The organism is uncultured Thiodictyon sp., from assembly GCF_903828115.1.
Lineage (GTDB): Bacteria > Pseudomonadota > Gammaproteobacteria > Chromatiales > Chromatiaceae > Thiodictyon.
This window is the reverse complement of record NZ_CAIKKU010000531.1, coordinates 1-11210: the sequence shown is the minus strand read 5'-3', so window position 1 is coordinate 11210 and position 11210 is coordinate 1. Positions and strand designations below refer to the sequence as shown.

Annotated in this window: 14 protein-coding genes; all 14 read right to left on the bottom strand. The window is 58.4% G+C overall.

The annotated features are described in order from the left end of the window. Window positions 1–816, bottom strand: an 816-nt coding sequence (locus QZY48_RS19770; protein WP_295434394.1) for a glycosyltransferase family 2 protein, incomplete at its 3' end; no start/stop codon positions are given. A gap of 249 nt (window positions 817–1065) precedes the next feature. Continuing rightward, the gene (locus tag QZY48_RS19765; RefSeq protein WP_295434392.1) at window positions 1066–1836 is read right to left on the bottom strand and encodes a cephalosporin hydroxylase family protein; all 771 of its coding nucleotides are present in this window, start codon (window positions 1834–1836) and stop codon (window positions 1066–1068) included. Next, the gene (locus QZY48_RS19760; protein ID WP_295434390.1) at window positions 1829–2068 is read right to left on the bottom strand and encodes a hypothetical protein; all 240 of its coding nucleotides are present in this window, start codon (window positions 2066–2068) and stop codon (window positions 1829–1831) included. Before QZY48_RS19760 ends, QZY48_RS19765 begins: the two co-directional genes overlap by 8 nt. Next, window positions 2065–2916, bottom strand: a complete 852-nt coding sequence (locus QZY48_RS19755) for a class I SAM-dependent methyltransferase (RefSeq protein ID WP_295434389.1) — start codon at window positions 2914–2916, stop codon at window positions 2065–2067. Before QZY48_RS19755 ends, QZY48_RS19760 begins: the two co-directional genes overlap by 4 nt. 11 nt (window positions 2917–2927) lie before the next feature. Further along, entirely contained in the window at window positions 2928–3743 is an 816-nt protein-coding gene (locus QZY48_RS19750) for an NAD(P)-dependent oxidoreductase (RefSeq protein WP_295434387.1), read from the bottom strand. Between the two features lie 16 nt (window positions 3744–3759). After that, window positions 3760–4983 (bottom strand): class I SAM-dependent methyltransferase, encoded by a 1224-nt coding sequence (locus tag QZY48_RS19745; protein ID WP_295434385.1) that lies wholly within the window; start codon window positions 4981–4983, stop codon window positions 3760–3762. Beyond that, window positions 4980–5459, bottom strand: a complete 480-nt coding sequence (locus QZY48_RS19740; protein WP_295434383.1) for a DUF3368 domain-containing protein — start codon at window positions 5457–5459, stop codon at window positions 4980–4982. The genes QZY48_RS19745 and QZY48_RS19740 overlap by 4 nt, the downstream gene beginning before the upstream one ends. Continuing rightward, window positions 5459–5716 carry a UPF0175 family protein gene (locus tag QZY48_RS19735; RefSeq protein WP_295434381.1) on the bottom strand — a complete coding sequence of 86 codons (258 nt, stop codon included), beginning with the start codon at window positions 5714–5716 and terminating at the stop codon, window positions 5459–5461. Before QZY48_RS19735 ends, QZY48_RS19740 begins: the two co-directional genes overlap by 1 nt. 36 nt (window positions 5717–5752) lie before the next feature. Beyond that, window positions 5753–6313 carry a dTDP-4-dehydrorhamnose 3,5-epimerase family protein gene (locus tag QZY48_RS19730; protein WP_295434379.1) on the bottom strand — a complete coding sequence of 187 codons (561 nt, stop codon included), beginning with the start codon at window positions 6311–6313 and terminating at the stop codon, window positions 5753–5755. Then, window positions 6310–7377 (bottom strand): CDP-glucose 4,6-dehydratase, encoded by a 1068-nt coding sequence (gene rfbG, locus QZY48_RS19725; protein ID WP_295434377.1) that lies wholly within the window; start codon window positions 7375–7377, stop codon window positions 6310–6312. Before rfbG ends, QZY48_RS19730 begins: the two co-directional genes overlap by 4 nt. After that, a complete protein-coding gene (rfbF, locus tag QZY48_RS19720; RefSeq protein WP_295434375.1) occupies window positions 7374–8147 on the bottom strand; it encodes a glucose-1-phosphate cytidylyltransferase in 774 nt (257 codons plus the stop codon). Before rfbF ends, rfbG begins: the two co-directional genes overlap by 4 nt. Continuing rightward, window positions 8144–9454 carry an ABC transporter ATP-binding protein gene (locus QZY48_RS19715; protein ID WP_295434373.1) on the bottom strand — a complete coding sequence of 437 codons (1311 nt, stop codon included), beginning with the start codon at window positions 9452–9454 and terminating at the stop codon, window positions 8144–8146. Before QZY48_RS19715 ends, rfbF begins: the two co-directional genes overlap by 4 nt. Window positions 9455–9554: 100 nt before the next feature. Further along, entirely contained in the window at window positions 9555–10385 is an 831-nt protein-coding gene (locus tag QZY48_RS19710) for an ABC transporter permease (RefSeq protein WP_295434371.1), read from the bottom strand. Window positions 10386–10389: 4 nt separating this feature from the next. Continuing rightward, the coding region (locus QZY48_RS19705; RefSeq protein ID WP_295434368.1) for a UDP-glucuronic acid decarboxylase family protein at window positions 10390–11210 on the bottom strand (821 nt) is incomplete at its 5' end.

The following is an 11210-nucleotide window of genomic DNA, read 5'->3' as shown; positions in this document are numbered from 1 at the left end:
TTGTGGGTAAAGAAGTTTCGCGCTTATTCTTAATCTATTGTATATATATAATTTCGTTAGAACGTTGAAATGTAATTTGGAAATCGCAGTCCAGTCCGCTTTTCCGATATTCCAAACAACTCGAGGATCACGCGACGCAGACGGATCATCATTAGTAGCCGATATGCCGCCAGCGCGCTTAAAAAACAATGGCTCCTTAGTAATTTCAAAACGTCCGGCGTCACAGAGTTGTATCATATACCATAGATCGGCGCCAAATGTTACATCGGCTAGGCAGGGTTCCCAAGAGATGGCGGAGAACCTTGTGATTCCATAAATTGCGCAATATTGGCCGGTTCTTATGAGAGAGCGCACTCGTTTGAAAGCGCTGCCTATCGGAAAAATTGATCGATACCCGCTGACTACGCTCAAATGGCCATTGCTTTCTATTGAATCAAACCATGAGTAACTCAGCGCTAGCCCTTCATCGCTTCTCAGTGGGCCAAGCAGCTTTTCTATGTAATTCTGAGACCAAAGGTCATCGTCGCTCGCCCACATGAAAAACCGGGAGCGCTGTGAATCTAGTTTCCGAAAGGCGCGGTTCCAGTTATCAGTCGCGCAGACAAACTCCTGGGCGCGAAAGTATCGTATGCGCGCGTCTTTGCCTTCATAATGTCGCGCTATTGCTGGCGTCTCATCCGTGGAGGCGTTATCCATAATTGTGATTTCGATGTTTTGGTGCGTCTGCGCTAGCAGTGAGTCGAGTGCTTCGGCCAGATGTGCCGCTCCGTTGTATGTTGGGAGACAGATTTGGACTAGTTCAGGATCTTTTGTCATTGCTGGTTTCAGTGTGCCCCAAGTCAAATCCGCATTATTGCTGAGATCTATTCTGTCTGAGCCTGGCATTGCGCAAGCAATGAGGAGTAGAGCCGGAAGCTCGCATGCAAACTAACCATCGAATCGTTTCCTTGTTGTTACGCAGGTTGCTCGATACCGGTGCATCATCCGGAAAAGGCGACTATTTCTGCATACCGCCGCATGTCAATTCGCGGGCTTATCGTATACTGTACTTGGGGGAACTTTCACTCATGCCACGCGCTTCAAATATCCATCTGGCGCCACGGTAATTAGGAGTTTGTGCTGGATGTTCCGGTCGATTTTGAACTCCTGGTGGGTCTTGAGATACTCGTGGACAGCGGTCTTGGGGTTGTCGCCGGGTCCCCAGGGGCGGTCGGGGAACATGTCGGCGGGCAGGTCTTCGATGATGGTGTCGAAGACGACGCAGTAGCTGCCGAGGGTGACCAGCGGGGCGTAGGCGTTGAGCTCGGCGAGGACATGCGCGTGGGTGTGGTTTGAGTCGAGGCAGACCAGCACCCGTTGGAAGTCCCGCGCGATGACTTGAACACGCTGGATGATCTCCGGATCGATCGAGGAGCCCTGGATCATGTCGATGCGATGGGCCATGGGATGGGCTTCGATAGCGAGACGGTTATGGGCGCGGATGTCGATGTCGAGGCCGAGCACGCGGCGGCGTGGGGCGGCGGGGTCGAGCACGGTGCCTTGTTCGACCGCATCGCAGTAGTCGAGCATTGCGAGCATGGAGGCGCTGAAGATGAGCGAGCCGCCGTGGGCGATGCCGGTTTCGATGATGAGGTCAGGCTTGATCTGCCAGATCAGTTCCTGCATCGCCACCATGTCTTGTGGGTATTGAATAATCGGGCGTCCGAGCCAGAAATAGTTATAGGAATATTGCGGTTGCGTCGATGCACGTATAAAGGCGGCCCCGGCGGCGACCAGTTCTGCATCTCGGCCATTTGCGGCAAGGCGGTCGAGAACGTCCCGCTCGAAATCAGTCATGATCGACACCGACATAATGATAGGCGTTGTTGGACATTTGTTTGATCTCGGAAAGATAATTTGAATTCATGACAAATATTGTGCTGCCGACGGGCAACGCTGGCAGTGCTTCAGCCGGCGATTGGACGCGCAAGCCAGTGCCCGGCAAATAGTGACCCTGCTTGGCAGGATTGACATCGATGACGACGGTTACAGATGCGCCGTTGCGTTCGCATAGCAACGCGAAAATCACCCCCTTCGATGCTCCGCCCCAAATGGCCGTTCGGACTCTGGACTCTGGACTCTGGACTCTGGACTCTGGACTCTGGGGATCAGACGCCGCGTAAAGTCAGTTCGGAAGCCTACTGCGTCAGTTGGATCAAACACCGGGGTGCGAAGGCTGGCGAGGTCCGCGACAACGTAAAGGTACTGGTCACCAAACAGGGCACCGCATGTGTCGATGCTTGCAAACATCCGCGGGAAATCAGATAGGCGAAAATAGTTGACGTGTTCGTAGAAAATATCAAACCAGGCACGGTGGTCGCAGATCCAGTCGAAGCTTGGCACTTCGATGTAGATCTTTCCGCCACCGCCATTGGCCTCTTTCAGCGCCAGCAGGAAGGCGACTGGATCTTGAATATGCTCCAAAACGTGCCGCAATACCAGACCGTCGGCGCGGATGCCGTGACCTTGTTTGAAGTATTGCTTGACGACCCGTGGGCTATTGCCTTCATAGGTCGGATCGAAGCCGGTCACATCGAAACCTTTCGTAAGAAGCAGTTCCAAAAAATACGCTTTGCCGCACCCGATCTCGACGATCCTGGTTCGGCCCAGCGTCAGATCAACGATCGCGGCCACCTCTTCCAAGTGGTTACGAAATATTGGGCTGACGGCTTGCTCGTTTTGGTAATGGGCATCGTACTGCATCCACTCGGGGCGAAAAGCCGCGTTGTAGATCAGACCGGATTCCAGATCCTCCACCACCCGGATATCACCCTTGGGGCAGTTTCTGGCTTCCACCGCCGTCGGGTACATGCGGTTCTGAAAGATCGGGAAGGCATCCGACTCGTAGAGCAGACGCTGAAGTCGAGTGTTTGTCACGCTTCGGAGCCCTATCGCACGCCAACCACGCAGGGGGGATCGAATAGATTATCGAGTCGCGCGCCAAAGCGGAGCAGGTCGCGATGTCCATACTCGTCCGCGATCCGTTCGGCCAACTGGCGGACGCTGATCGGGATACCCGAGCAGATATTGATGGGGCCCTGACGCTCCGCAAGCGCGGCCTTAGCGATCATAGCCCCGGCCTCGCGGACATCGAGAAAGTCCCTGATCTGGTTGCCGCTGGTCAACTCCGCTGGCTCGCCGGCACTGAGTTGTCGCCGTAGATAGGGGACCAGGCGGCGCGGATCTTCGCCTTCGCCATAGAGATAGAACAGCCGGCACCAGGCATACTCAACCCCAGCGGTCGGGAGCAGTTGACAGAGCACCTGAAACACCGACGCCTTACAAGCGGCGTAGAGTGTCTGAGGATTGAGCGGAGTATCGGTCTGCAACATGCCCTGCGCCAAGTCATACTCGGCGCAGGTGCCGATACCGACAACACGTCGCACACCGGCCTGAATGCTGGCCCGAGCCAACTCGATCGTGCCGCTCAGACACTCAAGATTTAGCTCCGATTGGAGATACTTGCCCGGCTCGGTGTACCAGGCCAAGTGCACGACGGTATCGACCCCGGTCAATGCAGCGAGCCACCATTCGCTGCCTTCCTGGAACAGATCCGGCGTTTCGATAACCTCGGCACCTTGGCTCAACTGCGCTGACGCGGGCGAACCAGAGCGCAGAACGAGCCGCAGGGGATGACCCTGTTCGGCGAGGTACCGCATCACCTGTCGGCCCACGAAGCCGCCGGCACCGGTGAGCAGGATCATGGCATTTGAGTCTGCATCAACAGATGCGCAACTGCGGCACCGCAGTCACAAAGCGCGTCCCTTGCGCCGACAAGTCGCTGAGTTGGTCGCGCACCTCGTCGGCGATGTTCCACGGCAGGATCAGCAAATCGTCCGGCCGCCGCTCGGTCAATACCGCGGGCGGAAGGATCGGGATGTGGCTAGCGGGCAGATACTTACCCTGTTTGGAGGGTGCGGCGTCGCAGACGAAGGGCAGCAGGTCTGGCTTGACCCCGGCATAGTTGAGCAGGGTGTTGCCCTTGGCGGCTGCGCCATAAGCGGCGACGGTGCGGCCGGCGCGTTTTTGCTCGATCAGGTAGGCCAGCAGGTCGTCTTTGAGACGGTCGGCGCGGGGCTGGAAGCCCAGGTAGACCGGCAGATCGCGTAGGCCAGCGCTGGCCTCGTCGGCAAGCACCCGGCGGACGGCCGGGGTCTCGGTACGCGGATCGTCGCAATGCACGCCATAGACCCGCAGGCTGCCGCCATGGGTAGGCAGTTGTTCGACATCGCAGACGCGCAGGCCCTGGGCGGCGAACAGGCGTTGGACCGTGTGGAGCGAGAGATAAGAGAAGTGCTCGTGGTATACGGTATCGAATTGGGTTTCGGCAATCAGCCGCAGCAGGTGCGGGAACTCCAGCGTGATGGTGCCACCGGGCTTGAGCATGGCCTTGAGCCCGGCGGTGAAGTCGTTGATGTCTGGCACATGGGCGTAGACGTTGTTGCCGATGATCAGATCGGCCTGGCGGCCCTGCCCCGCCAACTGACGGCCCAACGCGGCACCAAAGAACTCACGCAGCACCGGAATGCCTTGCGACTCGGCCGCGGCGGCGGTGTCGGCGGTGGGCTCGATGCCGAGACAGGGGATGCCGGCTTTGAGGAAGTTGCGCAGCAGGTAGCCGTCGTTGGAGGCGACTTCGATGACCAGGCTGGCAGCGCCAAGGTCGAGCCGGGCGCGGATCATGTCGGCGTAGTGGGCGGCGTGGGCCAGCCAGGTCGACGAGGTGGAGGAGAAATAGGCGTAGTCGGCGCGGAACAGTTCGTCGGCGCGGGCGTAGTCGGCGGTCTGGACCAGCCAGCAGTGCTCGCAGACATAGAGTTTGAGTGGGTAATACAGCTCTGGCCGGCACAGGTCCACCTCCGTCAGATAGGCGTTGGACGGGGGGGCGAAGCCGAGGTCCAGGAAGACGTGGTGCAGCGGGGTTTGGCAGTGGCGACAGTTCATGCTTGACCTTCCCCCAGCTGGTTAGCAAGACGGGTGATCAAACCCGTGCTGTAAAAAAGCCCCTGCCCTTGCATGGCTAGCGCAGCGTCCTGAAAAGATGAAATCAGGCCCAAGGCTTTGGCCTTTACCAGCACGCCCAAGGTGCCGGTCACTTTGATCCCCAGGTACTCAGCCACACTCCTGGCCAATCTTTCGTCGATAATCACCGTACTATCAGGATATTTTCTGGCTAGCGCAAGCGTCTGCTTTTCACCGCGATCCAGCTCAAACAAAATCGGTAATGACGATTCTTCTTCATCGGGGAGAGGCGTAACCCAGTTGAGGGTCCGTAAATCTGGCACTAGGATTGGGCCACCCTCGGCACACTCTTCGATCACGGATTGCGCAACGTAGATCCGGCCACATACCCGTTCAAGCAGGTGGAGCTGGTGAATGCTGGACAGCGCGATAAAGGGCGTGGTGTTGCAGAAGACCATCAGAGTAATGATGTCTCTCGGCGAAAATCTTCTTCTGTATCTTCCAGCAAGCTTGCGCCGCCCACCCGCATGGCTTTGAGCAGAAAAAGGACACGGGGGATACCCAGCCAGCTCGCCGCCATACCGGAAGATAAGCGGCCTTCCCGGAATAATGCCAAGGCGGCCTCTTCCTTGACCAGAGCAGCGAATTGACGCGTGTTCATCTGAAGTCCGAGCAGGATTTCCTGTGGGCATTCGATTTCAATCGTGCTTTGCACTGGGACGCTCCTCTACGTATAAACTGCCTAAGCCTATCAACTGTCGAGCCCCAGAAATCCGTCATCCAACCATGGATGGGCCTGATCGCGGGCGGAGCGCTCGATGATCGGCAGCGGCCAGTCGATGGTGAGTCGCGGGTCGAGGGCATTGAGGGCGGCCTCGGCGTCTGCACGGTAGGCGGTGGTGTGCAGGTAGAGCAGCTCGCAGTCGTCCGTGAGGGCTTGGAAACCGTGGGCGAAGCCTTCTGGGACGACCAGGGTCCGGTGGTTGTCTGCGCTCAGGCGCTCGCCATGCCAGTGCAGGAAGGTCGGCGAGCCCCGGCGCAGATCGACGGCGACATCAAAGACCTCACCCTTGAGGCAGGTGACGAGTTTGGTCTCCGCGTGGGGTGGATGCTGAAAGTGCAGGCCCCGGACCGTGCCCTGCTTGGCGGTCAGGGTGTGGTTGATCTGGGCGACGGCTCTACCGGCAAGTAGCGCGGCAAGTTCGTCGCTGCAGAAGAGCCGCTCCAGGTAACCGCGCTGGTCGCCGATGGGGTGGCGTTGGATCAGCATGAGCCCTTGTAAGGGTGTTGCGGTGAAGGTGAAGCGGTTCATGCGGTGGCGGTGAAGGCGGCAATGTCGGACGCGCACAGGTCGCGGGCGGGCTCGCCGTCGGCCTGGCGGCGATACCAGTTCAGGGTGTGCGTAACGGATTGCTCCAAGGTCCAGCGCGGGTTGACGCCGAGCTGGGTCCGTGACTTGGCGGTCTCCAGGGCGAGCCAGCCGGCCTCGTGCGGGCCTTCGGTGCCGTCGCCCCAGAGGACGGTGCCGCTCCCGTAGGCGCATTGGGCGAGTTCGATCACCTCGCGGACAGTCGCGCCCTCATGGGTGTGGGGACCGAAGTTGTAGGCACCCGCCAGGCTGGGCTGATGCCAGAGCCGCTCCGCGAGGCGCAGGTAGGCGGCCAGAGGCTCGAGTACGTGCTGCCAGGGGCGGGTGGACTGCGGGCGCCGGATGGCCAAGGGCTGATCCGCGCTCCAGGCACGGATGGCGTCCGGGATCAGGCGGTCCTCGGACCAGTCGCCGCCGCCGATGACGTTGCCGGCACGGGCGGAGGCGACGGCAACCCCCTGCCCTTTCAGAAAGGCGTCGCGATAGCAGTCGATGACCAACTCGGCGGCGGCCTTGCTGGCGCTGTAGGGGTCGTGGCCGCCGAGGGCGTCGCTCTCGCGGTAGGGTAAGGGGTGCTCCAGGTTGCGGTAGACCTTGTCCGTGGTGATGGCGACGGCGACGCGGAGATGGCGCAATGGGCGCAACGCGTCCAACAGGTTGGCGGTGCCCTGGACATTGGTCGAGAAGGTGCCGAGGGGGTCGCGGTAGCCGGCGCGGACCAGTGCCTGGGCGGCGAGATGAAGGACGATTTCGGGATCGGCGGCGGCGACGCAGGCGGCGAGCGCAGGTGCATCGCGGATGTCGATTGTGTGGCTGTCGATCAGTGACGAAATCCCGGCCAGGGTACAGAGGTTCGGCGTTGTGAGCGGCGGCAGGGCGATGCCGACAACCCGCGCACCCAACTGACTCAGCCAGAGCGCGAGCCAACCGCCTTTGAAGCCGGTGTGTCCGGTGAGCAAGACACGCTTGCCGCACCAGAAGTCTGGGTCCGGATTGGACGGGTTCACGACCAGTGCTTCCAGGGTGCTTTTCCGGTCTCCCAAAGCTCTTCGAGTTGGTTCTTGTCGCGCAGGGTGTCCATCGGCTGCCAGAAGCCTTGATGCTCAAAGGCCATCATTTCTCCCATACGGGCGAGTTGGTCCAGGGGCTTGCCCTCCCAACTGGTCTCGTCGCCGTCGATCAAATCGAGGCACTTGGGTGACAGTACAAAAAACCCGCCGTTGATCAGGCCGCCGTCACCACGGGGCTTTTCAGTGAAGCCGATAACCTGGTTGGCGGACCGCTCAATGGCACCGTAGCGGCCAGGCGGCTGGACGGCGGTGATGGTAGCCAGCTTGCCATGGGCTTGATGAAAGGCGATGAGCGCGGTGATGTCGACGTCGCTCAGGCCGTCGCCATAGGTGAAGCAAAAGGCGTCTTCGTCACGGATGTAATCGCTGACCCGCTTGAGCCGGCCGCCGGTCAGGGTGTCCTCGCCGGTATCGACGAGGGTGACCATCCAGGGCTCGGCCTTGTGTTGATGCACCTGCATCTGGTTATTGGCCATGTCGAAGGTGACATCGGACATGTGCAGGAAGTAATTGGCAAAATATTCCTTGATGAGATAGCCCTTGTAGCCGCAGCAGATGACGAACTCATTCACGCCATGGGCGGAATAGAGTTTCATGATGTGCCAGAGGATCGGCTTGCCGCCGATCTCGATCATGGGCTTGGGCTTGAGGTGGGTTTCCTCGGAGATGCGGGTTCCGAGGCCACCGGCGAGGATGACGGCTTTCATGAAACCCTATTTATTGTCCAGTGCAGTTGTGGTCTGACGACGCCAGGTATTGCGCCACTATATCCGCTGCGCATATCGTATAGCGTCTCTTCGATCGGGTCCACAATACTCACCGACAAGGCCGCGCGTTCATAAAAGCTGACACGGATGCCTTGATGAGCAAAAGTCAGGGCCAGTCCAATAAAGTAGCACCCGTTATTGAGTAAGCGCCCCGGTATATCGCAAAACGCGTCATAAATCCCTGGAGCCGCAACTGCTTGCGGATTACAGGTGCTGTTCGCCACAAATGCCGGTTGGCCGCCTTCTGAAAAAAAATGGAAATTCGGATACGGTGGTTGTGCGGTTTGGGTGTGTAACTCGTAGCGCATCCGGATTCTAAAGGGCACACGGATGTCGACCTCTGAAACGGGCTTGCCTTCAGTGTCTTCTACACTCGCTTCAAGCAATGTCGCCAAATCATCGCCGAGTTTGCGCGGACCCTGGGTGAAATCCGCGACATGAGGTGAATGATTGCCCCCTGTGTAATAAAAAGTGACTGTTTCGGTTGCCGCGCCACGATGAATGATAGCTCCTTTTTCAAGAAGCAACGCGGTCTTGCAGAGAGAGGTAATCATTCCCATATTGTGACTGACAAAAAACACGGTTCGTCCTTCCGTGGAAATCTCATTCATTTTACCCAGACATTTCTTCTGAAATTCGCTGTCCCCGACGGCAAGCACTTCATCGACCAACAGGATCTCCGGCTCCAAATGGGCTGCAACGGCAAAGGCCAGACGCACGTACATCCCGCTGCTGAAGCGTTTGACAGGGGTATCCAGAAATCGATCGACTTCAGCAAATGCTACGATCTCATCGAATTTACGTCGGATTTCGGATCGGGACATGCCCAGAATTGCGCCATTTAGAAAAATATTCTCGCGGCCGGTCAATTCCGGGTGAAAACCTGTACCAACTTCCAGCAGGCTGGAAACGCGTCCATTGATCACGATGCGTCCTTTGGTTGGTTCTGTGATACGGCTCAAGATTTTGAGTATGGTCGACTTACCCGCCCCATTACGGCCGATGATGCCGACAACGTCACCGCACTTGACCTGAAACGACACATCCTGCAATGCCCAGAATTCCTCGAATTCGTCACCTTGCACGATGGCGCGACCATGGATCATATCACTCGTCTTGCGCGCCAGATTACGGACGTTAAGGGCCAAGACATCGCGTAGCGCTGTGTAGCGCTCAGTCTTGGCAGCATTATGGCCCACCACATAGGACTTGCTTAGGTTTTCGACGGAGATGGCGATATCGGACATGAAAGCGTAAGGAATCAAGTATTAGGAGCGTGATGAGGGCGAGGTTGTAGAGTATTCGGCAACTATTTCTTGGTTAGCGATGAATAGTTGGACTTGAGGCTCAAATCAAATCGGCGAAACTTTTCTCCATTTTGCGGAACTGCCGGATACCCAGCCACAGGAAAAACGCGATCAGCCCCCAGCTCAGCAAGAAGCCTGGCCAGTAGATGACAACGTCGTCGCCCCCCAGGATGGCCCACCGGAAGCCGTCGATGACGCCGACCACGGGGTTGATGGAGTAGAGCAGGCGCCACTGCTCAGGGATTGCGGTGGAGCTGAAGCCCACCGGTGACACATAGAGCCCCATCTGTACGATGAAGGGGATGATATAGCGAAAATCACGGTATTTGACGTTGAGCGATGTAATCCAGAGCCCCGGCCCCAAGCTGGCGAGGAATGACATGATGACGAAGAGCGGCAGGGTGAATATCTGCCAGCCAGGCAGATATTGGTACCAGAGCATCAACCCGAGAAGAATGGCGAAACTGATAACAAAATCGACGAACGATACCATGACTGCCGCGGTGGGCATGATGAGCCGGGGGAAGTACACCTTGCTGATGAGGTTGGCGTTGCCGATCAAGCTGTTCGACGACTCCGACAGCGCGGTGGAGAAAAACTGCCACGGCAATAGACCGGCATACACCATCAGCGCATAGGGGGCGGTGCCTTCGGTGGGGAGCTTGGCGAGCTTTCCGAAGACGACTGTGAATACCACCATGGTGAGGAATGGCCTAATCAGCGCCCAGGCCAGGCCGATGATGGTTTGTTTGTAGCGCACTGAGATGTCGCGCGAGGCGAGCACATAGAAGAGTTCGCGGTAACGCCAGAGATCGCGCCAGTAGTGTCGCTCGGCTAGGCCGGGTTCGATGATGAGGGTTTCGCAGTTCAAGGTATCAGGATCTAAGTATTAAGGAGTGACGGCTTAGTAAGGCATCGAAGTAGGCAATGGTAGGTTTGAGCCCTTCGCGAAGCGGGATTGTTGGATCCCAATCGAGGTGCTTTTTCGCAAGGGTGATGTTGGGCTGGCGTTGTTTGGGGTCGTCCTGGGGCAGTGGCTCGTAGACCAGGTGGGAGCGTGACCCGATGAGATCGAGGATGGCCTGAGCCAACTCGATCATGGTGAACTGGCCTGGGTTGCCGAGGTTGATCGGGCCGGTCAGGTCATCCGGGCTGCCCATGAGGCGGATGAAGCCTTCGATGAGGTCATCCGCATAGCAGAATGAGCGGGTTTGGGTGCCGTCGCCGTAGAGTGTGATCGGCCGGTTCTGCAACGCCTGAACGATGAAGTTGGACACCACGCGGCCGTCGTTGGGGTGCATGCGCGGGCCGTAGGTGTTGAAGATGCGCGCGACCTTGATGCGCAGGTGGTGCTGACGGCGGTAGTCGAAGAACAGGGTTTCGGCGCAGCGCTTGCCTTCGTCGTAGCAGGAGCGGGGGCCGATGGGGTTGACGTTGCCCCAGTAGTCCTCGGTCTGGGGGTGGATGCTGGGATCGCCGTAGACCTCGCTGGTGGAGGCCTGGAAGATCTTGGCTTTGACCCGCTTGGCCAGGCCGAGCATGTTGATCGCGCCGTGCACGCTGGTCTTGGTGGTCTGCACCGGGTCGAACTGGTAATGGATGGGCGAGGCGGGGCAGGCCAGGTTGTAGATTTCGTCCACCTCGACGTAGAGGGGGAAGGTGACGTCGTGCCGCAGCAGCTCGAAATAGGGGTTGT

Coding starts and splice junctions, on each gene's coding strand:
- QZY48_RS19765 (WP_295434392.1), bottom strand. CDS start 1,836: ATGACTGATTTCGAGCGGGACGTTCTCGACCGCCTTGCCGCAAATGGC.
- QZY48_RS19750 (WP_295434387.1), bottom strand. CDS start 3,743: ATGATCCTGCTCACCGGTGCCGGCGGCTTCGTGGGCCGACAGGTGATG.
- QZY48_RS19745 (WP_295434385.1), bottom strand. CDS start 4,983: ATGAACTGTCGCCACTGCCAAACCCCGCTGCACCACGTCTTCCTGGAC.
- QZY48_RS19740 (WP_295434383.1), bottom strand. CDS start 5,459: ATGGTCTTCTGCAACACCACGCCCTTTATCGCGCTGTCCAGCATTCAC.
- QZY48_RS19730 (WP_295434379.1), bottom strand. CDS start 6,313: ATGAACCGCTTCACCTTCACCGCAACACCCTTACAAGGGCTCATGCTG.
- rfbF (WP_295434375.1), bottom strand. CDS start 8,147: ATGAAAGCCGTCATCCTCGCCGGTGGCCTCGGAACCCGCATCTCCGAG.
- QZY48_RS19715 (WP_295434373.1), bottom strand. CDS start 9,454: ATGTCCGATATCGCCATCTCCGTCGAAAACCTAAGCAAGTCCTATGTG.